Genomic DNA, 22,912 nt, shown 5'->3' on the forward strand with positions numbered 1-22,912 from the left:
CTCCCGGTACCTCTGGGTGGCTTTCCGCTCCGTCACCTCGGTGGTGACGGCCTGCTTCCTGCCTGCCGTGTTGTTACTTCTTCTCGACCGCGTGGCCGCCGAACTGGTTGCGCAGCGCCGCGATCATCTTCATCTGCGGCGAGTCCTCCTGACGCGAGGCGAACCGCGCGAACAGCGAGGCGGTGATCGCCGGCAGCGGGACCGCGTTGTCGATCGCGGCCTCCACAGTCCAGCGTCCCTCACCGGAGTCCTGTGCATAACCCCGGAGCCCGTCCAGGTGCTCGTCCTCGTCCAGCGCCTTCACCGCGAGGTCGAGCAGCCAGGAGCGGATGACCGTGCCCTCCTGCCAGGAGCGGAAGACCTCCCGGACGTCCGTCACGGAGCCGGCCTTCTCCAGCAGCTCCCAGCCCTCGGCGTAGGCCTGCATCATCGCGTACTCGATGCCGTTGTGGACCATCTTCGCGAAGTGGCCGGCGCCGACCTTGCCGGCGTGCACCGAGCCGAAGTCGCCCTCCGGCTTGAGCGCGTCGAAGACCGGCTGCACCTTGGCGACGTTCTCCTTGTCGCCGCCGTACATCAGCGCGTAGCCGTTCTCCAGGCCCCAGACGCCGCCGGAGACACCGCAGTCGACGAAGCCTATGCCCTTGGCGGCCAGCTCCTCGGCGTGCCTCTCGTCGTCCGTCCAGCGGGAGTTGCCGCCGTCCACCACGACGTCGCCGGGCTCCAGCAGCTCGCCGAGCCGGTCGATGGTGGACTGGGTGGGCTCGCCGGCCGGAACCATCACCCACACCACCCGCGGGGCGGCGAGCTTGCCCACAAGCTCCTCGAGGCTGTGGACATCGGCGAGTTCCGGGTTGCGGTCGTATCCGTAGACGGTGTGGCCGGCGCGGCGGATCCGCTCGCGCATGTTGCCGCCCATCTTGCCGAGGCCGACGAGACCGAGCTCCATCAGATGAGTTCCTTAGGTTGCGACGTGACGTGGCGGCACGGGTGTGCCGCGGCACTGACGTACCGCCCCGAGCCTAAACCCGGACGCTCACGCACATCTGTGGGCATACGCGCTCATCCGCACACGCCTTCACCTGCGGTTTTTCTCCACACCTGTGGACAGCCGGGCGCCGCCCGCGACCGGGGCGGGCCTCAGCCGCTCAGGCGCACCGGCATGATCAGGTACTTGTAGGCCTCGTCCGCCTCCGCGTCCACCGCCGGGCGGCCGCTGAGCAGCGCCGGCTTGGTCGACGTGGTGAAGGACAGCTGGGCCACCGGCGCGTCGATGGCGCTCAGGCCGTCCAGCAGGAACGCCGGGTTGAAGGCGATCGAGATGTCGTCGCCCTCCAGCTGGGCGTCGACCCTTTCCACAGCCTGTGCGTCGTCGCTGGAGCCGGCCTCCAGGATGAGCACGCCCTGCTCGAAGCTCAGCCGCACCGGGGTGTTGCGCTCGGCGACCAGCGCCACACGCTTGACGGCCTCCACGAAGGGGGCGGTCTCGATCACGGCGACGCTGTTGAACTCCGTCGGGAACAGCGTGCGGTACTTGGGCAGGTCGCCCTCCAGCAGCCGCGTGGTGGTGCGGCGGCCGGCGCCCTCGAAACCGATCAGGCCCTCGCCCGCGCCCGAGCCGGACAGCGCCAGGGTGACCTGGTCACCGCTGGTCAGCGACTTGGCAGTGTCCAGCAGCGTCTTGGCGGGCACCAGGGCGACCGCGGAGGCGTCCGGGTTCTCCGGCTTCCACAGGAACTCGCGGACCGCGAAGCGGTAGCGGTCGGTGGACGCCAGCGTCACCGTGTCGCCCTCGATCTCGATGCGCACACCTGTCAGCACCGGCAGCGTGTCGTCCCGGCCGGCGGCGATGGCGACCTGCTGGACCGCGGAGGCGAAGACCTCGCCGGGGACCGTGCCCGTCGCGTTCGGCATCTGCGGCAGGGCCGGGTACTCCTCCACAGGCAGGGTGTGGAGTGTGAACCGGGAGGAGCCGCAGACCACCGTCGCCCGTACACCGTCTGTGGAAATCTCCACCGGGCGGTTGGGGAGAGCGCGCGAGATGTCGGCGAGCAGGCGGCCGGAGACCAGGACCGTGCCCTCCTCCTCGACCTCGGCCTCGACGGACACCCGCGCGGAGACCTCGTAGTCGAAGCTGGACAGGCTCAGCTGGCCGTCCTCCGCCTTCAGCAGAAGGCCGGCGAGGACAGGCGCCGGCGGACGGGCCGGAAGGCTGCGCGCCGCCCAGGCCACTGCCTCCGCGAGTACGTCGCGTTCCACCCGGATCTTCACTGTTGCCGCCTCCTGCTGTTGCCGGCGCTTGTCGCCCTGCTTCGGCTTCGTCGTCTGACTCGGTGTCGTGAGCCCCGGGGTGGGGAAGGACACCGGGGACCAGTCTGACGCACCGCACTGACAGTAGGTGCCCCTCGGGGTCAAGTCGTGACGAGGGACGGGCGGGGTCGAGAGAGCGAGTTGTGCACAGGTCCCGCTTCGAAACGGATTCCTCGCTCTCTCTGGTTGGGGGTAGTAGTAGGGCCTGTGGATACCGTGGATAACCTCGTTTCCGCAGGTCAGTGACGGGATTTTGTCCACGGGCCCTGTGGGCGGGATCCGTGGACAACTCGGGCCCTCTGTGGAGAACGGAAAGTTCTGCACAGTCCGTGCACAGGCAGGGGCGAGTTCTCCCCAGAGTCGTCCCCAGTTTCGGCGCTCTTTCCCACAGCCCCTCTCGGCAGCATGATGTGACGCCTTTCACTCGACACGGTGAGAGGGCGCGCCGGGTTGCCGAACAGTGGACAGTCATGTGGAGAACCCGGTGAACTCTGGGGACAACAGCCCTCAGCCTGTGGGTTGTCCGTGGACAACTCGATGCACAGGCTGTGGGTCAGCTTTCCGTCCACAGGCTGTGGAGATCCTCTGTCCACGGATCCACAACCGGCTGATCTGGGCGGATGGGTCCAGGGCCGGGGCCGCTGTGGACAAGATCGGGACAACTTCGCGGTCCCCAGGATGTGGACGGGAAAAAGTCACCGAATCTGTGGAGAGAGGCCGTAACCGGGCAGTTAATCGAACAACGGGAGAGCGGCGGGGAAGGGAACGGAGAAGGCCGGAGAAGACCGAAGAACCTCAGGGACGAGGAAAGGCGCCCCCGGATCTGCTCCGGGAGCGCCTTGCGCGAGGTCTCTCGTGGCTCTGTGAGGCGTGGGCGTCTGGCTCTGTGAGGCGTGGGCATCGGCGCCGCCTCGTCGTCAGCCGGCCTTGATGCGGTTGGTGAGCTCGGTGACCTGGTTGTAGATGGAGCGCCGCTCGGCCATCAGATTGCGGATCTTGCGGTCGGCGTGCATCACCGTGGTGTGGTCGCGGCCGCCGAACAGCGCACCGATCTTCGGCAGCGACAGATCCGTCAGCTCCCGGCACAGATACATGGCGATCTGGCGGGCCGTGACCAGCTGGCGGCCGCGCGAGCTGCCGCACAGGTCCTCGACTGTGAGCCCGAAGTAGTCGGCGGTCGCGCTCATGATCGCCGCCGAGGTGATCTCGGGCGTCGCGTCGTCGCCGCCCGGGATCAGATCCTTCAGGACGATCTCGGTCAGTCCCAGGTCCACCGGCTGTCGGTTGAGCGAGGCGAACGCCGTCACCCGGATCAGCGCGCCCTCCAGCTCGCGGATGTTCCGCGAGATGCGGGAGGCGATGAACTCCAGCACCTCCGGCGGGGCGTTGAGCTGCTCCTGCACCGCCTTCTTGCGCAGGATCGCGATACGGGTCTCCAGCTCCGGCGGCTGGACGTCGGTGATCAGACCCCACTCGAAACGGTTCCGCAGCCGGTCCTCCAGCGTCACCAGCTGCTTGGGCGGCCGGTCGCTGGAGAGCACGATCTGCTTGTTGGCGTTGTGGAGCGTGTTGAAGGTGTGGAAGAACTCCTCCTGCGTCGACTCCTTGTCCGCCAGGAACTGGATGTCGTCGACGAGCAGGATGTCCATCTCGCGGTAGCGCTTGCGGAAGCTGTCGCCCTTGCCGTCCCGGATGGAGTTGATGAACTCGTTGGTGAACTCCTCCGAGCTGACGTACCGCACCCGCGTGCCCGGATAGAGGCTGCGCGCGTAGTGCCCGATCGCGTGCAGCAGATGCGTCTTGCCGAGCCCCGACTCCCCATAGATGAACAGGGGGTTGTACGCCTTCGCCGGCGCCTCGGCGACGGCCACCGCCGCGGCGTGCGCGAAGCGGTTGGACGCACCGATGACGAAGGTGTCGAAGAGGTACTTCGGGTTCAGGCGGGCGGTGGGCTCCCCGGGACCGGGCGCGGGCGCGGGCTGCGCCGCCAGCGGGCCGGGTGCCCCGGTGGCCGGCAGGTTCGGGCCGACGGGGCCGCCGCGGTGGACGTGCCCGGAGCCGGGCGGGGGCTCGGGCAGCTCACGGCGCGCGGCGTCCCGCTGCTCGTAGTCACCGCGGTCACCACGGTCGTACTCACCGCGGTCACCCCGCTCGTAGTCCCCGCGGTCGTAGTCACCACGTGAGCCGTCGTAGTCGGAGCGCTGCGGATCGTAGCCGGGGCGCTCGGGCGGCTGCGGGCGGTAGTCCTGCCCGTAGTCCTGGGAGGAGGGCCCGCCGGAGTAGCTCTCCGGGCCCGGCGAGGCGTACGGATCGCGGTCGGGGAAGCCGAGCCGCTGCTGCTGCCAGCTGTACTCGTCCTGGGGCGGCCGCGGCCAGGAGCCGGGCTCCGGGCGCTGGTACTCCGAGGGGTAGGCGGGACGCGCGGTGGGCAGGTCGTCGCCGGAGGGGTGCTGGTCGGCACGGCGGCGGCCGTAGGGCTCGTAGCCCCCGTAGCCGCTGTCGTACTGATCGCGCTGGTCACCACGGTCCTGCTGCTCCGGGCGTGCGGCCGGGAGCTCGGGCTCCTCGTAACGCGGCTGGGGCCGGGGCGCCGGGGGTGCCGGGGGCTCGCCCGCGGAGTCGTCGACGGTGATCGCGATCCGGATGGGGCGGCCGCACTCGCGGCTCAGACTCTCGCTGACGACCGGGGCGAGCCGCCCCTCGAGCACGTTCTTGGCGAACTCGTTCGGCACCGCGAGCAGCGCCGTGTCGGCGACGAGGGCCAGGGGCTGGCAGCGCCGGATCCAGTGCTCGTCCTTCGCCTCGACCCCTTGGCCGCGACCCTCGCCGAGGAGCTGCTCCAGTACACGTGGCCACACTGCGGCAAGATCGGCAGGTACGTCAGCCACAGGGCACGCTCTCTCACAGGTCCCTCGAACGTGTGATTCGGGGACGGGTCGGGATGTAAAGGGGATGGTCGAGTGACAAGGGAACGAATTGGAGTTCAGTCACGGTAGTCAGGGCGGCCGGTGCGGTTCAAGTTGTTGTCCCCAGCCTGTGGACAAGTGTCTCCCGCCGGGCGCTGGTTTGACCGAATGGCGCAGCCGCGCGTACCGTAACCAGGTCGAGTTGTCGATGGCTGCTGCCGCCTGCCTCCGATGGGCAAAGATCACGTCCCCGCCACTGCGGGGGTGAACCACGGTGATCGGTCAGCGGTGCACTGGGGCGTAACGCGAGCTACTCGTGGGCGCACGGTGACAGCCAAGGCGGCACCCCGCAATTACCGATTCTTTTCTGGAGCCCCCGAGTGAGCAAGCGCACCTTCCAGCCGAACAACCGTCGCCGCGCCAAGACCCACGGCTTCCGGCTGCGGATGCGCACCCGTGCCGGCCGCGCGATTCTCGCGTCCCGCCGCAGCAAGGGTCGCGCCCGTCTGTCCGCCTGATACCGGTCAGGTCATGACGTCGTGCTGCCCTCCGAGAACCGGCTGAGGCGGCGCGAGGACTTCGCGACTGCGGTACGACGAGGTCGCCGGGCCGGACGCCAGCACCTCGTCGTGCACCTTCGTAGCGGTGCCAAGGACCCGCATGCACCTGGGGAGAGCGCTCCCCCGGCGCGTGCGGGTTTCGTCGTGAGCAAGGCCGTGGGCGGAGCCGTCGTCCGCAACAAGGTGAAGCGCAGGCTTCGCCATCTGATGCGGGACCGGATCGCCCAGTTGCCCCCCGGTAGCCTGGTAGTCGTACGCGCGCTGCCCGGAGCGGGTGACGCCGACCAAGCCCAGCTGGCCCGAGACCTGGATGCCGCACTCAAGCGGCTCCTGGGAGGGGGCACGAGATGAAGTACCCGCTGCTGGCCCTGATCAAGCTCTACCAGTGGACGATCAGTCCGCTGCTGGGGCCGGTGTGCAAGTACTACCCGTCGTGCTCCCACTACGGCTACACGGCCATCGACCGGCACGGTGCCGTCAAGGGCACAGCACTCACGGCCTGGCGCATCCTGCGGTGCAATCCGTGGTCGCTGGGCGGTGTGGACCATGTCCCGCCGCGCAAGCGTCCGCGGTGGCACGAAATGCTGCGTAACGCCTGGCGTGCACGCAAGGGCGGGCCCTCCGCCGCCGAACCGGCCACCGAAGGACAGACTTCCCCCACAAGTCCGACGAGTCCTTCGAGCCCGGCCGCAGAGACCTCGTCCCATGCCCAAGGAGCATGATTAGTGGACACGATTGCCAGCCTCTTCAGTTTCATCACGACACCCGTCTCCTGGGTCATCGTCCAGTTCCACAGCGTGTACGGCGCCCTTTTCGGCCCGGACACGGGCTGGGCCTGGGGCCTGTCCATCGTGTCCCTGGTGATCTTGATCCGTATCTGCCTGATCCCGCTCTTCGTGAAGCAGATCAAGGCGACGCGGGCCATGCAGACGCTCCAGCCGGAGATGAAGAAGATCCAGGAGCGTTACAAGAACGACCGGCAGCGCCAGTCCGAAGAGATGATGAAGCTCTACAAGGAGACGGGCACCAACCCGCTCTCCTCGTGCCTTCCCATCCTGGCGCAGTCGCCGTTCTTCTTCGCCCTGTACCACGTCCTGAACAGCATCGCCTCGAACAAGGAGATCGGCTTCATCGACGGGCCGCTCCTGCAGAGCGCCCAGAAGGCCCACATCTTCGGCGCCCCGCTCGCCGCGAAGTTCATGGACAGCCCGGCCAAGCTGGCCGAGCTCAACGCGTCGCTGACCGACGTGCGGGTCGTGACCGCGGTCATGATCATCCTGATGTCGCTGTCGCAGTTCTACACGCAGCGGCAGCTGATGACGAAGAACGTCGACACCACGGTGAAGACGCCGTTCATGCAGCAGCAGAAGATGCTGATGTACGTCTTCCCCGTCATCTTCGCCGTCTTCGGCATCAACTTCCCGGTCGGTGTCCTCGTCTACTGGCTGACCACCAACGTGTGGACCATGGGCCAGCAGATGTACGTCATCCACAACAACCCGACCCCGGGCTCCAAGGCTCAGGCCGCCTACCTGGAGCGCCTCTCCAAGCAGGTCACCAAGCACGGCGGGACCCGCGGCCGCCGCGAGCGGGCCATCGTCAAGGCGATCGTCGCCAAGGGCCGGGACCGCAACGAGTTCGAGCGCAAGTTCATCAACGGTCTGAACAAGGCCGGCCTGGCGGCCCAGGCCGACGGGTCGGTGATCAAGAGCGAGGCCACGGCCGCCGCCCAGGCCGAGGACGGTGCGCCCGTCACCACCGCCCCCAGGCGTCAGCAACCCAAGCGGCAGACCAAGGCGCAGCGCCAGGCCGCCAAGGCGGCCGGTGAGCCGACGTCGCTGACCAAGACCGGTCAGCCCAAGGGTGACGCCAAGGCTGCGAGCGGGGCCAAGAAGAACCCGCCGAAGTCCGGCAGCGGTACCCGCAGCAAGGCCCAGTCCGGACAGCGCAAGGGCCCGCAGCGGCCCAAGTCCTCGTCGAAGAAGTAGAAGGAGTCCATCCCGTGACGGAAGGCACCACCTCCGCCGCTGCCGAGGGTGCAGACACCCTGACCCGCCTCGAGCAGGAGGGCGACATCGCGGCGGACTACCTGGAGGGTCTGCTCGACATCGCCGACCTCGACGGCGACATCGACATGGACGTCGAAGGCGACCGAGCCTCCGTCTCGATCATCAGCGACACGGGCAGCCGTGACCTGCAGAAGCTGGTCGGTCGTGACGGCGAGGTGCTGGAAGCGCTCCAGGAGCTCACGCGCCTGGCCGTGCACCGGGAGACCGGCGACCGCAGCCGGCTGATGCTCGACATCGCCGGGTACCGGGCCAAGAAGCGGGCCGAGCTGTCGGAGCTGGGCGCCAAGGCGGCCGCCGAGGCCAAGAGCAGCGGCGAGGCCGTGCGGCTCAAGCCGATGACGCCCTTCGAGCGCAAGGTCGTGCACGACGCGGTCAAGGCCGCGGGCCTGCGCAGCGAGTCCGAGGGCGAGGAGCCGCAGCGCTTCGTCGTCGTGCTGCCCGCCTGATCGGCACTACGTTCCACCGGCCCCGTCTGTTGCGCAGGCGGGGCCGAACTTTGTCAGCCTGATAGTTCTGTGGTTCTGGTGCCGGCTCCCGTGCCGGCACGTATGCGGAAGGACGGTCCCCCGTGACGGAGGCAGCGGAGCTTCCCCCCGCGCCGGAGCAGGCACGCGAGGTCTTCGGTGATCGTTTCGCGGATGCGGTGCGGTACGCGGAGCTGCTCGCGGAGGCGGGCGTGCAGCGCGGTCTGATCGGCCCGCGAGAGGTGCCGCGCCTGTGGGAGCGGCATCTGCTGAACTGCGCGGTGCTCTCGGAGGTCGTGCCGGAGGGCGTGACGGTGTGCGACGTCGGCTCGGGAGCCGGGCTGCCGGGCATTCCCCTGGCGCTGGTCCGCGACGACCTCAAGATCACGCTGCTGGAGCCGCTGCTGCGGCGGACGACCTTCCTGACCGAGGTCGTGGAGCTGCTGGGCCTGGACCATGTGACGGTGGTGCGAGGCCGGGCCGAGGAGGTCATGGGGAAGCTGCCCCCGGTCCATGTGGTGACCGCCCGTGCCGTGGCGCCGCTCGACCGCCTCGCCACCTGGGGCATCCCCCTGCTGCGGCCCTACGGCGAGATGCTCGCTCTCAAGGGCGACACCGCCGAGGAGGAGCTGAAGAATGCGGCCACGGCCCTGAGCAAGCTGGGCGCCGTGGCCACCTCGATCGTGCATGTGGGCCAGGGGGTCGTGGACCCGATGTCCACCGTGGTACGGGTCGAGGTGGGTGAGAGCCCCGGCGGGGTGCGCTTCGCGGCAAAGCGGGCCAAGGCCGCTCGTACCGGTCGGGCGCGCCGACGTCGAGGCTAGCGAACGCTCCGAAGCGGGGTGCCTTCCGGCGGGGCCGTCCCGGGGCGGGGCGTACTCCGCGAAGACCCGTCCTCGGGGCGGGGCGTACTTCGCGCAGGCCCGTCGTCGGGGCGGGGTGTACTTCGCGCAGGCCCGTCGTCGGGGCGGGGTGTACTTCGCGCAGGCCCGTCCTCGGGATAGGGCGTACTTCGCGCAGGCCCGTCCTCGGGATAGGGCGTACTTCGCGCAGGCCCGTCCTCGGGGCGGGGTGTACTCCGCACAGGCCCGTCCTCGGGGCGGGCGTACTCCACACAAGCTGCCAAAGCAGTCCATGCCGGAGTGTCGCGGCACAGCTGCCTCGGCTGCTGTGCATCGTGTTTCACGTGAAACGTCGCTCACTCCTGCACGGCATCATCAGCCGAGGCCGCGCTGCGGCCGAACCCCGCGACCGGAAGCCTCTCGGATCACTCGGAGAGGGGCCTGCTCCCGGCGCATCTCCGTCGAAGCCCTCCGCGGAAGACTTCTCCCCTTCGCCCGCGGAGGGCCTCTCCTCCCCATCACCACAGGAGGGTGCTTCCCCGGCCCCCGCGGAGAGCGCCTCCTCGTCACTCGTCGAGGGTCCGGAGTTGTCCACAGAGGTGGATTTCTCCACAGAACGCCAGGCCTCACTGGTTCACCACCCCGAAGACATGGGAGGCTCTGTTCATTGCGAGCCTGAAGTCGAGGAGAGTGAATCCTTGCGGTCCGACGCCAACATCGCGGGACCGATGACCGATCCGGTCCCCGGTCCCCGTACCGAGTCGATGGGGGCGGATGTTTCACGTGAAACGCCGCCTCCTATGGACGACACTCCCATCGGTCGTGCTGCCCAGCTGGCGGTGGAGGCTCTGGGCCGCGCCGGTGAGGGTCTGCCACGGCCCGAGCAGACGCGTGTCATCGTGGTCGCCAACCAGAAGGGCGGCGTGGGCAAGACGACGACCACGGTCAACCTTGCCGCTTCGCTCGCTCTGCACGGCGGCCGCGTCCTCGTGGTCGACCTCGATCCACAGGGCAATGCCTCCACTGCCCTGGGCATCGACCATCACGCCGAAGTCCCCTCCATCTATGACGTGCTGGTCGAGAGCAAGCCGCTCTCGGACGTCGTCCAGCCCGTCCCGGATGTCGAGGGTCTCTTCTGCGCCCCCGCCACCATCGATCTCGCCGGTGCGGAGATCGAGCTGGTGTCGCTGGTGGCACGGGAGAGCCGCCTGCAGCGGGCCATCCAGGCCTACGAGCAGCCGCTGGACTACATCCTGATCGACTGCCCGCCCTCCCTGGGGCTGCTGACGGTGAACGCGCTGGTGGCCGGCCGGGAGGTGCTGATCCCGATCCAGTGCGAGTACTACGCACTCGAAGGGCTCGGGCAGCTACTGCGCAACGTCGACCTGGTGCGAGGGCACCTCAATCCCTCGTTGCACGTCTCGACGATTCTGCTCACCATGTACGACGGCCGGACCCGTCTGGCGTCCCAGGTCGCCGAGGAGGTGCGCAACCACTTCGGCGACGAGGTACTGCGGACGAGCATCCCCCGCTCGGTCCGTATCTCGGAGGCGCCGAGCTATGGGCAGACGGTACTGACCTACGATCCTGGATCGAGCGGTGCCCTCTCCTATCTTGAGGCGGCACGTGAGATCGCGCTGAGGGGCGTCGGCGTCAGCTATGACGCCGCACAGGCGCACATCGGCGCACAGCAGCAGAACGATCCGAGCATGGTGGAGGGCATCCAGTGAGCGAGCGACGGAGGGGGTTGGGTCGTGGTCTCGGCGCGCTGATCCCTGCCGCCCCGACCGAGAAGACGGTGCCGCCGGCCGCGATGGGGGGCAGCGCCTCCACATCGCCCGCAGCGGTTCCGGTCCTGCCCAACGAACGTGGTGTGGCCGCGGCGAAGGTGGCCACGCTGCCCGCTGTTTCACGTGAAACAGAGGAGCAGTCCTCGCAGGTGCCCCCTCCGCCGGTCGGTGCGCACTTCGCCGAGATTCCCCTCGACGCCATCACGCCGAACCCGCGGCAGCCGCGAGAGGTCTTCGACGAGGACGCGCTGGCCGAGCTGATCACCTCCATCAAGGAAGTGGGTCTGCTCCAGCCGGTCGTGGTCCGGCCGACCGGGCCCGGACGCTACGAGCTCATCATGGGCGAGCGCCGCTGGCGTGCCTGCCGCGAGGCCGGACTGGAGGCCATCCCGGCGATCGTGCGGGCCACGGAGGACGAGAAGCTTCTCCTGGACGCGCTGCTGGAGAACCTGCACCGTGCTCAGCTGAACCCACTGGAGGAGGCAGCCGCCTATGACCAGCTGCTGAAGGACTTCAACTGCACGCACGACCAGCTGGCGGACCGCATCGGCCGGTCCCGCCCGCAGGTCTCCAACACCCTGCGTCTGCTGAAGCTCTCCCCGGCGGTCCAGCGGCGGGTCGCCGCCGGAGTGCTGTCGGCCGGCCACGCCCGTGCGCTGCTGTCCGTCGAGGACTCGGAGGAGCAGGACCGGCTGGCCCACCGCATCGTGGCCGAGGGGCTCTCGGTGCGGGCCGTCGAGGAGATCGTGACCCTGATGGGATCGCGTCCGCAGAAGGCTCAGCGCCCCAAGGGGCCGCGCGCCGGTGCCCGGGTCTCCCCGGCACTGACCGAGCTGGCGACGCGGCTCTCGGACCGCTTCGAGACGCGGGTCAAGGTCGACCTCGGGCAGAAGAAGGGCAAGATCACGGTCGAGTTCGCCTCCATGGAGGATCTTGAGCGCATCCTCAGCACCCTGGCCCCCGGCGAGGGCCCGGTCCTGCAGAAGAGCCTCGCGGAGCACGACAGCGAGGAAGCCGACGACTGATCTCACGGCCGTCGGCCGAGCCTGGAGGGTGGACTGCATCCGGTGCGTTCCGGAACCAGTCCACCCTTTGCTTTGTGTCGGTATCGAGGGAATCGCTTCATGGATACGATGCGTTCGGATATGGCGCATCCTCCGGGCAGTACTTCGAAGAGCAAGGCAGGGGCCATGCGATTGACGAGCCGCAGCGGACTGGTGGGCGCGGGGCTGGGGATGGCTGCCGTCGGCGGGTTCATCGGCAGTCTGCTCAGGGAACGAAGTGCTCTCACAGCCGCCCGCGAAGCAGCGGGCGCAGGAAGCGAGGAACAGCCGTCATGGGCCGTCGGCTCGTACCGCTCACGCTGGACAACCTTCAGGACCTCCCCCAGCGCTGTCGCTCGTGCGTCTTCTGGGAGCTCGACCCCGTCAGCGGCGAGGCAGCGGTAGAGGCAGGCACCTCCAGCCTGGAGAAAGAGTCCTGGATCTCGGCCGTCCTGCTGGACTGGGGCTCCTGCGGAAGGGTCGTCTATGTCGACGACGTCCCGGTGGGCTTCGTGCTGTACGCGCCCCCGGCGTACGTCCCGCGGTCCACGGCGTTCCCGACGAGTCCGGTGTCGCCCGACGCGGTGCAGCTGATGACGGGCTTCATCGTGCCCGGCTATCAAGGGCAGGGGCTGGGCCGGGTGATGGTCCAGACGGTGGCGAAGGATCTGCTGCGCCGGGGATTCAAGGCGATCGAGGCCTTCGGCGACGCCCGCTGGAAGGAGCCCGCCTGTGTGCTGCCGGCCGACCATCTGCTGGCCGTGGGCTTCAAGACGGTCCGCCAGCATCCGACCTACCCGCGGCTGCGGCTGGAGCTGAGAACGACCCTGTCCTGGAAGGAAGACGTGGAGATGGCGCTGGACCGGCTGCTGGGCGCGGTGCAGAAAGAGCCCGCGCTGCGGCCGCTGTGAGGGGCGTCATCACACGAATGGGCCGACCCGTGTGGGTCGGCCCATTCGTGTTTCACGTGAAACAGACGCCACCGCGATGGCAGTCCGACGTCAGTCCGCGATGAACTCCTCGAGGTCGCGCACGATCGCGGCCTTCGGCTTGGCACCGACGATGGTCTTGGCGACCTCGCCGCCCTGGTAGACGTTCAGGGTCGGGATCGACATGACTCCGTACTTGGCGGCCGTGCCCGGGTTCTCGTCGATGTTCAGCTTGACGACCTCGATCTTGTCCCCGTACTCGGCGGCGATGGCCTCGAGGGACGGAGCGATCTGGCGGCACGGACCGCACCAGGCGGCCCAGAAGTCCACCAGGACGGGCTTGTCGCTCTTGAGGACGTCCTGCTCGAAGGAGTCGTCGGTCACGTTCTTCAGGGTGCCTGCCACGGCGGGCTCCTTAACTGTGTGGTGCGTGGGGCGGGTGGGGATCAGACAGTGGTCTTCTCGGGCTCGGCCTGGTCCTCGTCCGCGAGGGCGGCGAGGAAGCGCTCGGCGTCGAGAGCGGCGGCACAGCCGGTGCCGGCCGCGGTGATGGCCTGGCGGTAGGTGTGGTCGACCACGTCACCGGCGCCGAAGACGCCGGGGATGTTGGTGCGTGTGGAGGGCGAGGCGACCTTGAGGTAGCCCTCCTCGTCCAGTTCCAGCTGACCCTTGAAGAGCTCGGTGCGCGGGTCGTGGCCGATCGCGATGAACAGACCAGTGACCGCCAGGTCCGTGAGCTCGCCGGTCTTGACGTTGCGCAGCTTCAGACCGGACAGCTTCTGGTCGCCCAGGATCTCGGCGACCTCGCTGTCCCAGATGAACGAGATCTTCGGGTCGGCGAAGGCGCGCTCCTGCATCGCCTTGGAGGCGCGCAGGGTGTCCCGGCGGTGGACGACCGTGACCGACTTGGCGAACCGCGAGAGGAAGGTGGCCTCCTCCATCGCGGTGTCACCGCCGCCGATCACGGCGATGTCCTGGTCCTTGAAGAAGAAGCCGTCACAGGTGGCGCACCAGGACACGCCCCGGCCGGACAGGGCATCCTCGTTCGGTAGACCGAGCTTGCGGTGCTGCGAGCCGGTGGCGACGATGACGGCCTTCGCGCGGTGCACGGTGCCGGCGGTGTCCGTGACGGTCTTGATCTCACCGGTCAGGTCGACGGCGACCACATCGTCCGGGACCAGCTCGGCCCCGAAGCGCTCGGCCTGGGCGCGCATGTTGTCCATGAGCTCCGGGCCCATGATGCCGTCCTGGAAGCCGGGGAAGTTCTCGACCTCGGTGGTGTTCATCAGCGCACCACCGGCGGTGACGGCGCCCTCGAACACCAGAGGCTTCAGCGACGCACGGGCGGTGTAGAGCGCCGCCGTGTAGCCGGCCGGCCCCGATCCGATGATGATCACGTTACGGACGTCGCTCACGGCTGATTTCCTCGTCTCTGGTCTGCGTCAGGTCGACCGGGGGAGCTTCTGTTCTCGACTCTCACCCCACCCAACGGATCCTAAGGGGCTGGCATTCCCGCTGTGTCCGGGCACACGGAGACGGCCCTGTGACGCGCACGAAGGGGGCACACACCGTACGCATTGCCGCGTCGGAGGCCGTCTTCCCTCTCGGTCAGGACCGGGTGTAGGAGTGCTTCAGAAGGACCTTGGCCTCGGCTCCCGAGGAGGGGTCGTCCACGCAGTTCGTCTCGACCACATAGGCCGTCACGCGGGTGGCGTCCGCGGCGTCGGGGAGTACCACGAGTAGCGCCTCCTTGCCCTGGTACGTGCCGCGCTCCGTGCCGAGTGCGGCATCGTCCCGGCCGATGCCCTCACGGATGCACTCCGGGACCGCCGGCTCCCTCAGGACTCGCGGGCTCGCTCCGGTGCCTTCCGACTCCACGCCGAACGGAGTGCGGGACCCGCCGCCCTTGCCCTGGCTGCTCGCCAGGAGATGGTCGACCCGCTCCTTCAGGCGCTCCCCGGAGAAGGTGTCCGCGGCAGTGGTCTCCTGCCCCTTCTCGGGAGCCCCGCCGTCGTTCAGGGACGACAGCAGCAGCGAGCCGAACCCCAGCGCGGCGACGGTGAACACGGTGCCCAGGACGGCGATCCGGCGGCGGCCCCGCAGGCGCCCCTTGCGGCCCGGACCGGTGGTCGCGGAGCGGGGACGCCCGGCAGGCCGGTCCGCGGGGGTCGATGTTTCACGTGAAACGCGCGCGGTTTCACGTGAAACATGCGCGCGATCGTCCTCGGAGCTCGCCGCACGGGCGGCACCGACGGCCTCCGGAGTCCCTTCCGCCGGCGCCTCCGGAGTCTCTGCGGCCCCGGGGGCTTCCTCCGCCCGCGCCTGCGACGCCCTGGCGTCGAGCAGGGCCTCCGCGGCCAGTGCGGCGTCGATACGGCCGGCGACGTCGTCGGGCATGCGGAGGGGGCCCGGCGCCGTGCCGAGCAGGCTCCGGATCTCCTCCAGCGAGGCATGGACGTCCGCGCAGAGCTCGCACTCGTCCAGATGACGGCGCACCGCAGTGGTCCGGTCCGGCGGCAGGAGGCCTTCGGTGAGGTCGGAGATCTCCGCGACGTCCGGGTGCTCCGCCCTGTCCTCCGTCGTCGACGTCACGCTCGCCCACCTCCGCCCTTCATAGCCGCTGGGTCACTCGGTCCTGCCTCCGGCGGATCCGCTGCACGCGGTCCCGCTGCGGGTGGGACGGCTCTGCCCGCTGTCCGGTTCCGTGCCTCGTCCGGTTTCCCGGCCTCACCCTCGGCGTCCGGCCGCAGATGGGTCAGGAGGGGCAGGAGTCTGGCCCTGCCACGGGCACAGCGGCTCTTCACCGTGCCGGTGGGCACATCGAGGATCCGGGCGGCCTCGGCGACGGGGTAGCCCTGCATGTCCACCAGCACCAGTGCGGCCCGCTGATCGGCCGGGAGGGTGCCCATGGCCTCGACCAGCTGGCGGTGCAGATCGTTGCGCTCGGCGGGCGCCGCCGCGGACTCGTGCGGCTCCAGCAACTGCTCCAGACGCTCGGTGTCGTCCACCGGTGCGGTCTTCCGGGAGGCGGCCTTGCGGGCCCGGTCCAGGCAGGCGTTCACGGTGATCCGGTGCAGCCAGGTCGTGACGGCCGACCGTCCGCGGAAGGTGTGGGCGGCCCGGTAGGCGGAGACCAGGGCGTCCTGGACCGCGTCGGCGGCCTCCTCCCGGTCTCCCAGCGTGCGCAGGGCCACGGCCCACAGCCGGTCCCGGTGGCGGCGCACCAGCTCACCGAAGGCGTCGGGATCGCCGTCCACATGGCGGGCCAGGAGGTCCTGATCGCTCGCGTCACGGTACGCGGTGCCGTCCGCCATCGGACCCCCTCCCCCTTTTCAGGCGTCAGCCGGTGAACTTCAGGTCGGTGATGGCCTGCTTGTATCCGGCGCCACTGTATGCGTCACCAGGCGCCGACGGCATGGCGGTGATCCAGACGAGCACGTACCGGGTCTTCACCGGCTTGGAGACCTTCACCGTCGCGCTGTCCCCGGTGGTGGTCACCGTACCGAGTTTCCGCATGGCGCTGATCGGGGTCGACGAACTCGTGGAGTCCGTCGCGTACAGCGTGACCGTGGTGTGGTCGCCGCTGTAGCGCAGCCCCATCGACGACGCCTTCACCGTCTGCTCGGACCCGAGGTCGTAGACGATCCCCACACCGGGCTTGAAGGCCGGGTTCATGTCCGGGCCGTCCACGAAGCTCCTGGTGCGCCAGTAGGTCGAGGGATCGCCGTCGTAGGTCTTGGCCACGTCCTCGGGTGCCTGGGCCGACCCCTTGGCGACGTACTCTTGGGCGCCCTGGATGGCCAGCGGCTTGGGCGGCCGGGCCTTGCCGCCCTTGTCGTCCCCGTCGTTGGTCTGTGTCTTGTTGGTGTCGTCGGACTTGCCGCCCTGGTCCAACAGAGCGTCCGCGAGCTGCCAGCTGCCCAGCCCGAGGGCCGCGATCAGCAGGGCCGACACCGCCCACTTCAGCGCCTTGCCCGTGCGGCTCTGCAGCGGGGGCGGCGGAGCGGGCACCGCCTGAGGGCTGCCCGGACGAGGTGCTGTGCGGCCGTAGGTGCCCTGCTGGTAGGTCGTGCGCTGGTACTCGGGCGGGGAGGTGAACGCGGGCTCCGGCGGGCGGATGCGGGGCATCTCGCCGATCGCCTTCACCAGCTCCTCCGGCGTGGTGCAGGGCGACTCGTGCCGCGAGGCGGTGGCGCCGTCGTTGGCGAGGGCGCGCATGGCGAGCTCGGACAGGCCGCGGTGGACACCTGCGCGCACCTGGTCGGGCGGGATCAGGCCGATGTCCTTCGGCAGCCCGGACAGGCCGTAGGCGTCGTTCTCGTACGGCCAGCGCTGGGTGAGCGCCGCGTACAGCAGGGCGCCGATGGACTCGGTGTCGGTGCGCTGCGGGGTGTCGGAGCTGATGCCGCGCAGCGCCGCGTTCACGGCGAGGCCGCGGATGCGCCACTGGCCGGTGGAGGTGCGCAGCACCGCGTTGGGGTTGAGCCGCAGATGCGCGAGGCCCTCGCGGTGCGCCGCGGCCATGGCGGCGGACACCTGACTGACCATCTGGTAGGCGTCGTACACCTCCAGCGGGCCGGAGGCCAGCAGCGTGGTCAGCTCGACGGCGTCGGGGAGCCACTCGTGGACCACGTAGACGAGGTCGTTCTCCTCGACCGCGTCCAGGACTTGCACGAAGCGCGGATCGCCCAGCAGGGCGGAGGAGCGGGCAGCGGCCAGCACCGAACGGGCGCGCGAGTGGTCGGCGGGCAGGATGTGCACCCCGACCGCGCGGCGCAGCTTCTCGTCGACGGCACGCCAGCTGCTGAAACCGTCCAGACGGGTGACGCACTCCTCGAGCCGGTAGCGTCTGGCGAGCTTGTGACCGCTGTGCAGTTCAGGCGGCGAGGTCTCGCCGGAACCCTCGGTCCCAGTCTTCTCCTGTACCTCGTCGCTGTCCGTGTCCTGCTCCCGGTTCTTGGCCACCCCGTCGGCCGTGGACTGGTCCGCCTCCGCGGTCAGCGACTCCTCGCCGCTGTTGTCCGCCACGTCGACGGCAGCTGTGCTCCGTTCCGCCACCGTCGTTCCCTGCCTCCCCATCCGTTGCGCATCGGCCGGCGCCGTTGCGCGCCGCCCGACGCCGACATCAATTGTGCCCACAGTCCGCCGCTATGCACGACACACGGTGGCTGACGATGGTTGTGCGTCTACCCCCTGCCTCAGCGTCCCAGGCGTCCGCGGACCATGCCGACCAGTGAGTTGAGCTCCTCGATGCGCATGCGGCGTGCGGCGACGAAGAAGACGCCGAGCAGGACGGCCCCGCCGGCCAGCAGCGCCGCGAAGGAACCGCCGACGCCCTGGCCCAGCGTCTGGCTGATGCCGTAGCAGGCGGCGCCGCTGAGCAGCGCGGCCGGCACCGAGGCGATGCACAGCCGGGCGTAGGTGCGCAGCACCCGGGCGCCGTCCAGGTCGCCGCCCAGCCGCTTGCGCAGTCGGCGCCAGGCGACGCCGACGCCGATCGCGTAGGCCAGGCCGTAGGAGGCGGCCATGCCGACCACGGCCCAGCGGGCCGGGAGCACCAGGAAGCACAGCCCGGAGGCGAGCGCGTTGCCCGCCGCCACGATGACCGTGTTGTAGAAGGGGGTCCGGGTGTCCTCGTAGGCGTAGAAGGCGCGCAGGACGACGTACTGCACCGAGTAGGGGATCAAGCCGAGGCCGAAGGCCATCAGCATGTAGCCCATGTTGGTCGCCTCGCTGGTGCCCGAGGAGCCGAAGATCAGGGTGCACATCGGGATGCCGAGCGAGACGAAGCCGAAGGCGATCGGCACGATGGCGACGGCCGTGTTGCGCAGCCCCTGGGAGATGTCGTCCCGGACCGCGCCGGCGTCGTCGTCGGCCGCCGAGCGGGAGATGCGGGGCAGCAGGGCGGCCATCAGGGAGACGGTGATGATGGCCTGCGGCAGGCCCCAGATGAGCTGCGCGTTGGCGTAGGCGGCGAAGCCGGTGCCCTCGACGCCGGAGTCCCGTCCGGCCGCGGTGGACAGCTGGGTCACGACCAGGGCGCCCGCCTGGTTGGCCAGGACGAACAGAATGGTCCACTTGGCCAGCATGGCGGCCTTGCCGAGTCCGTGGCCCCTCCAGTCGAAACGCGGACGGATCCGGAACCCGGTCTCACGCAGGTAGGGGATCATCGCCAGCGCCTGGACGACCAGGCCGAGGAGGACGCCCACGCCGAGCAGCCGCTCGCCCTCGGGTGGGATGGTCTCGACGGTCATGCCGGAGTCGGCGGCGGTGCCGTACACCCAGATGAAGGTGCCGAGGGTGACGATGATGACGATGTTGTTGAGGACCGGGGTCCACATCATCGCGCCGAAGCGGCCGCGGGCGTTGAGGATCTGACCCATCACCACATGAATGCCCATGAAGAAGATCGAGGGCAAGAAGTAGCGGGTGAAGGTGACGGCGACGTCGTTGGCGTCGGGATCGCTGGCGACCGGGTTGGACAGGGCGCGCACCAGAAGCGGCGCGGCGAACCAGGCGAGGGCGGTGAGCGCGGCCAGGGCGACCATGACGAGGGTCAGCAGCCGGTTGGCGTAGGCGTCGCCCCCGTCCTCGTCCTCCTTCATGGCGCGGACCAGCTGCGGTACGAACACCGAGTTGAGACCGCCGCCGACGGTGAGGATGTAGATCATGGTCGGTAGCTGGTAGGCGACCTGGAACGAGTCGCCGAGCAGGCCGAGACCCAGAGCCGAGACGATCAGCGCGGAGCGGATGAACCCCGTCAGCCGGGACACCATCGTGCCCGCCGCCATCACGGCGCTCGACTTCAGCAGGCCGCCGGCCCGGCTCGCCTTCTTGGGCGCCGGAGCCGGCTCGGGGGCGGGAGCCTCCGCCGCGGGCGGCGGAGTGGCGCCCGCGTAGTGGCCCGGGGTCGGGGTGGCGGGCCCGGGCACCGGAGCGGGGCCCTCGGGCTGCCCGGTGCCTTCCTGCCCGGCCGAGTGCTGCGCGGGGTACCGGTCGCCCGGGGGCTGGTCCGGGAACACGCCGCTCTGCTGCTGGTCGCGGAAGAGGTGCGCGAAGGCGTCCTGCTCCTGGCGGCCGCCGCCGACGAGCTCGTCCACGCCCACGTACTGCGTGGTGCGCGGGTCGTCCCCGTACGGCAGATGCTGCGAGGGGCCGTCCGGCTCCGGCGCGGGGGTCTGCGCCCACACCCTCGGATCGGGAGCGTGCGGCGGCTGGGGAGGCCTGCCGTACAGCGGCTGCTGCGGTGGCTGGGGGGCCTGCGCCGACGGGGGGTGCGCGGCGCGGTCGTAGCGCGCCTCGTCGACCGGGTCCTGGGCGGAGATGTCCTGCGCCCGGTAGGGGTCCTGGTCGTAGGTTCCCTGGAGGTACGGGTCCTCGGACGGCGGAGGCACCTGGCCGTGCCCGGGCGGCGGACCCTCGGGGTGGTCCGACTCGGGGTGGCCCGAGCTGCCCGCGGCATGGCCGCGGTCACCGTCGTACGGCGCGTTCATGGTTACCCCACCTCATCGTCCCGGGCCGACCGGCCACGACATCGTCAACGGTCCACTCTCTCACCCGTGCCGGACGGGTCTGCGCTTTCCGGTGCGGTGTCCGCTGCCGGGTCACTCGGCTGCTGGGGGCCGCCCTCCCGTGAGCCGGACCCCGGCTCCTCAGTGGGACGCTCCCCGGCGGCCTCCGGGTTCTGCGCGTCGTCCTTCTCCTTGCCCGCCCCGGGTTCCTCCTCCGCCGCCTCACGGGCGGCGGCACGCTTGCGCTGGGTGTACATGCGGAATCCCGCGAGGACCAGCAGCAGCACTCCGCCGCCGATGACCAGCATCACCGTGGCGGTGATCTCGGTGACCTTGACGTCGAAGGTGACGGGCTCGCCGTACTTCCGGCCGTCCGGTGTGTACAGCTGGGCCACCACGGTCGCCCGGCCGTTGGCGTTGGCGGAAGTGGTGAACTTCACCGACTGGCTGTGGCCGCCGGAGACGGTGACCGGCTGCTCCTGATAGGCGCCGCCGTCGATCTTGAGCCGGGTCGGGTTGGTGGAGGTCAGGCGCAGCACCAGGTGGTCGACGCCCTGGACCAGGTTGTTCTGCACCGTCACGGGGATCGTGGCGCTGCGGCCGGAGAGCTTCGTCTCGGACTTCTCGATCAGCTTCACCGAGTCGATGAGCCCGTCCAGGTAGGTCTCCACTCCGCTGCGGTAGATGGCCGCGTCGGCGGGGCGGCCCCGCCACGAGGCGGACATGGCCCGGTTCAGGGCCCGGCCGAACGGGGTCACCACCCGGTCCGCCTCGGAGAGGATCACCTTGAACTTGTCGAGCTTGTCCTGCGTCCTCGCGATCTGCTCGAACGCCGACCGGCGCAGCTCCTGCTTGCGCAACGAGGCCGGGTACGCGCCCGCGGAGGGGACGGTGGTCCGGGCCGCCGGGTCAGGCCTTGCCTTGGCGGCCGCGGCGAGGCCCTGTGAGTCGGACCAGGAGGCGTTCTGCAGCGCCTTGACCGCCTCGGCCATCGTCTGGGCCTGGCTCGCGGACGGGGTGCGCTGGGGGGCGACGACGATGCTGCGCTGCTTGTTGGTCTGCAGGCCGAGCATCAGGCTCTGGGCGAGGAACCGCTGGGTGGCCAGCGTGGACCCGGAGGCCTTGGCCATGTCGCCCTGGAAGGCCGTGGACAGCCGTGCGTCGGCGACCACCGCGGTGGTGCCGCCACCGATGGGGCGCGGTGCCGAGGGCGTGTACGAGAGCCCGCCGTTCTCCTGGAAGGAGTCGCTGCGGGCGATCACCTTGTCGGCGCCCGCGGAGGTGGCGACCTTGATGATGGACGGGTCGACCGCGCCGCTCACGGGCCAGGCGAAGTCCGTGGCGGGGGTCAGGTGGAGGATGGTCCGCACCGTTTCGACGGCGGCGTCGGTGGCTTCCTTGAGGTGGTTCAGCGAGCCGGCGACCGATGTGCCGTGGTGGGCGAGGGAGGCCAGGTCCGGGTCGCCGAACGGCAGGGCGACCACCTCCTTGTCCTCCACCGCCTGCTGCAGCTGGGCCAGCCATCGCTTCGCCAGCTGCTGATTGCGCCCGGGGACGTTCTCGTCACCCTCGCCGCGGACCTGGTAGCTCTCGGTCATGGCGTCGACCGAGGCCAGCAAGTCGGGGTCGATCACCCAGGTGACGTCGAGTTCCTTGCCCAGCGACACCATCCGGTCGAGCCGGCCGCCGGGTGCGATCTCCTTGGCGAGGTCCTCGTCACGGAAGACGGGGGTCTGCTGCTCGTTCGAACCCGTCTCCGCCGTGACATGCACATCGGAGATCAGCGGCCACAGGACGGTCGTCTTCGTCCTGGTCTCGGCCTCGTCGGGCTGCCAGGGGAGGAAGGTCCGCTGGACGCCGAGGGTCTGCTCCCACTGCTGGGCCGCGGTCTGCCCGGTCAGCTGCACGGACAGCTGGTAGACGCCGTCCTGGCCGAGGTCCAGCTCGTCGACCGGCACGGAGATGCTGAAGGGGCGCGAGACACCGGGGGTGAGCTTGTCGAACTTCTCGGTGAACTTGCCGCCGATCTCCTGGCCGACGGGAGTGCGGACGTCGCCGCTGTTCCTGGCGACCGTGTCGATGCCGGAGCGGGTGGTCAGCCGGGGACCCACGCTCAGACCGACGTGGGCGTCCGTGACGGCCTGCTTGCCCTTGTTGGTGACCGTGCCGGAGACGGTGACCGTGTCCCCCTCGCCGGGGATGCTGGGAGTCAGCGTGTCCACCGAGACGGAGACGGAGCCCGTCGCGGCCGCGGCGCGGGGAGCGGTCCGGCCGGAGTCGGCCGCCGCAGGCTGGGCGGGCAGCTGGAGGAGCCCGGCCAGCAGCGGCACCCCGGCGAGCAGGGCTCCGGTGCGCCGCAGCCAGCGGCGGGCAGGTGAGGGACTGGTTCCCTGGATAGCTGCCGCCTCGGCCACGCGCTCGCCCGTCCCTCGTCGTCGTCAGTGGTCGTCGGAAAGTGGTCCCCGCATGGTAACGATGCGAGCTGAGA

Annotated in this window: 19 protein-coding genes; 9 read left to right on the top strand and 10 right to left on the bottom strand. The window is 69.8% G+C overall.

The window, feature by feature from the left end:
* Positions 1–73: 73 nt before the first annotated feature.
* The 3 genes from gnd to dnaA all read right to left on the bottom strand — a co-directional run bounded on the left by gnd (position 74) and on the right by dnaA (position 5,198).
* The gene (gene gnd / locus ABD198_RS09920) at positions 74–949 is read right to left on the bottom strand and encodes a phosphogluconate dehydrogenase (NAD(+)-dependent, decarboxylating) (protein ID WP_343999465.1); all 876 of its coding nucleotides are present in this window, start codon (positions 947–949) and stop codon (positions 74–76) included.
* A gap of 191 nt (positions 950–1,140) precedes the next feature.
* On the bottom strand, positions 1,141–2,271 hold the full coding sequence (dnaN, locus tag ABD198_RS09925) for a DNA polymerase III subunit beta (protein WP_343999553.1): 1,131 nt from the start codon (positions 2,269–2,271) through the stop codon (positions 1,141–1,143).
* 956 nt (positions 2,272–3,227) lie between these two features.
* Positions 3,228–5,198 (bottom strand): chromosomal replication initiator protein DnaA, encoded by a 1,971-nt coding sequence (gene dnaA / locus ABD198_RS09930; RefSeq protein ID WP_343999467.1) that lies wholly within the window; start codon positions 5,196–5,198, stop codon positions 3,228–3,230.
* Between the two features lie 398 nt (positions 5,199–5,596).
* Here dnaA and rpmH point away from each other — a divergent pair, with 398 nt between their 5' ends.
* From rpmH to ABD198_RS09975, 9 genes are all read left to right on the top strand, one after another.
* Entirely contained in the window at positions 5,597–5,734 is a 138-nt protein-coding gene (rpmH, locus tag ABD198_RS09935; protein ID WP_003956500.1) for a 50S ribosomal protein L34, read from the top strand.
* Positions 5,735–5,755: 21 nt separating this feature from the next.
* The gene (gene rnpA, locus ABD198_RS09940) at positions 5,756–6,127 is read left to right on the top strand and encodes a ribonuclease P protein component (protein WP_343999469.1); all 372 of its coding nucleotides are present in this window, start codon (positions 5,756–5,758) and stop codon (positions 6,125–6,127) included.
* Positions 6,124–6,498, top strand: coding sequence for a membrane protein insertion efficiency factor YidD (gene yidD / locus ABD198_RS09945; RefSeq protein ID WP_343999471.1), 375 nt, complete (start codon positions 6,124–6,126; stop codon positions 6,496–6,498). Before rnpA ends, yidD begins: the two co-directional genes overlap by 4 nt.
* 3 nt (positions 6,499–6,501) lie before the next feature.
* Entirely contained in the window at positions 6,502–7,764 is a 1,263-nt protein-coding gene (yidC, locus tag ABD198_RS09950; RefSeq protein WP_343999473.1) for a membrane protein insertase YidC, read from the top strand.
* 14 nt (positions 7,765–7,778) lie between these two features.
* On the top strand, positions 7,779–8,291 hold the full coding sequence (locus ABD198_RS09955; RefSeq protein ID WP_167995069.1) for a R3H domain-containing nucleic acid-binding protein: 513 nt from the start codon (positions 7,779–7,781) through the stop codon (positions 8,289–8,291).
* A gap of 122 nt (positions 8,292–8,413) precedes the next feature.
* Complete coding sequence (gene rsmG, locus ABD198_RS09960; protein ID WP_343999476.1) at positions 8,414–9,133, top strand: 16S rRNA (guanine(527)-N(7))-methyltransferase RsmG; 720 nt, start codon at positions 8,414–8,416, stop codon at positions 9,131–9,133.
* Positions 9,134–9,801: 668 nt separating this feature from the next.
* A complete protein-coding gene (locus ABD198_RS09965; protein ID WP_343999556.1) occupies positions 9,802–10,881 on the top strand; it encodes a ParA family protein in 1,080 nt (359 codons plus the stop codon).
* Positions 10,878–11,966, top strand: a complete 1,089-nt coding sequence (locus tag ABD198_RS09970; RefSeq protein WP_343999478.1) for a ParB/RepB/Spo0J family partition protein — start codon at positions 10,878–10,880, stop codon at positions 11,964–11,966. Before ABD198_RS09965 ends, ABD198_RS09970 begins: the two co-directional genes overlap by 4 nt.
* A gap of 311 nt (positions 11,967–12,277) precedes the next feature.
* Positions 12,278–12,895 carry a GNAT family N-acetyltransferase gene (locus ABD198_RS09975; RefSeq protein WP_343999480.1) on the top strand — a complete coding sequence of 206 codons (618 nt, stop codon included), beginning with the start codon at positions 12,278–12,280 and terminating at the stop codon, positions 12,893–12,895.
* Positions 12,896–12,985: 90 nt separating this feature from the next.
* Here ABD198_RS09975 and trxA read toward each other — a convergent pair whose 3' ends face one another.
* The 7 genes from trxA to ABD198_RS10010 all read right to left on the bottom strand — a co-directional run bounded on the left by trxA (position 12,986) and on the right by ABD198_RS10010 (position 22,838).
* A complete protein-coding gene (trxA, locus tag ABD198_RS09980) occupies positions 12,986–13,318 on the bottom strand; it encodes a thioredoxin (protein ID WP_167995073.1) in 333 nt (110 codons plus the stop codon).
* A 41-nt stretch (positions 13,319–13,359) separates the two neighbouring features.
* Positions 13,360–14,328: a thioredoxin-disulfide reductase gene (trxB, locus tag ABD198_RS09985; RefSeq protein WP_343999483.1), complete on the bottom strand. Its 969-nt coding sequence runs from the start codon at positions 14,326–14,328 to the stop codon at positions 13,360–13,362.
* A gap of 193 nt (positions 14,329–14,521) precedes the next feature.
* Positions 14,522–15,505, bottom strand: a complete 984-nt coding sequence (locus ABD198_RS09990) for an anti-sigma factor (protein WP_343999484.1) — start codon at positions 15,503–15,505, stop codon at positions 14,522–14,524.
* Entirely contained in the window at positions 15,502–16,227 is a 726-nt protein-coding gene (gene sigM, locus ABD198_RS09995) for an RNA polymerase sigma factor SigM (protein ID WP_343999486.1), read from the bottom strand. The genes ABD198_RS09990 and sigM overlap by 4 nt, the downstream gene beginning before the upstream one ends.
* 25 nt (positions 16,228–16,252) lie before the next feature.
* Complete coding sequence (locus ABD198_RS10000) at positions 16,253–17,971, bottom strand: protein kinase family protein (RefSeq protein WP_343999488.1); 1,719 nt, start codon at positions 17,969–17,971, stop codon at positions 16,253–16,255.
* A gap of 140 nt (positions 17,972–18,111) precedes the next feature.
* On the bottom strand, positions 18,112–20,406 hold the full coding sequence (murJ, locus tag ABD198_RS10005; protein ID WP_343999490.1) for a murein biosynthesis integral membrane protein MurJ: 2,295 nt from the start codon (positions 20,404–20,406) through the stop codon (positions 18,112–18,114).
* A 44-nt stretch (positions 20,407–20,450) separates the two neighbouring features.
* Positions 20,451–22,838: a DUF6049 family protein gene (locus ABD198_RS10010; RefSeq protein WP_343999492.1), complete on the bottom strand. Its 2,388-nt coding sequence runs from the start codon at positions 22,836–22,838 to the stop codon at positions 20,451–20,453.
* Positions 22,839–22,912 lie beyond the last annotated feature (74 nt).

Source organism: Streptomyces thermocarboxydovorans, from assembly GCF_039524635.1.
GTDB lineage: Bacteria > Actinomycetota > Actinomycetes > Streptomycetales > Streptomycetaceae > Streptomyces > Streptomyces thermocarboxydovorans.

Coding starts and splice junctions, on each gene's coding strand:
- ABD198_RS09975 (WP_343999480.1), top strand. CDS start 12,278: ATGGGCCGTCGGCTCGTACCGCTCACGCTGGACAACCTTCAGGACCTC.
- yidD (WP_343999471.1), top strand. CDS start 6,124: ATGAAGTACCCGCTGCTGGCCCTGATCAAGCTCTACCAGTGGACGATC.
- murJ (WP_343999490.1), bottom strand. CDS start 20,406: ATGAACGCGCCGTACGACGGTGACCGCGGCCATGCCGCGGGCAGCTCG.
- ABD198_RS09965 (WP_343999556.1), top strand. CDS start 9,802: ATGGGAGGCTCTGTTCATTGCGAGCCTGAAGTCGAGGAGAGTGAATCC.
- sigM (WP_343999486.1), bottom strand. CDS start 16,227: ATGGCGGACGGCACCGCGTACCGTGACGCGAGCGATCAGGACCTCCTG.
- gnd (WP_343999465.1), bottom strand. CDS start 949: ATGGAGCTCGGTCTCGTCGGCCTCGGCAAGATGGGCGGCAACATGCGC.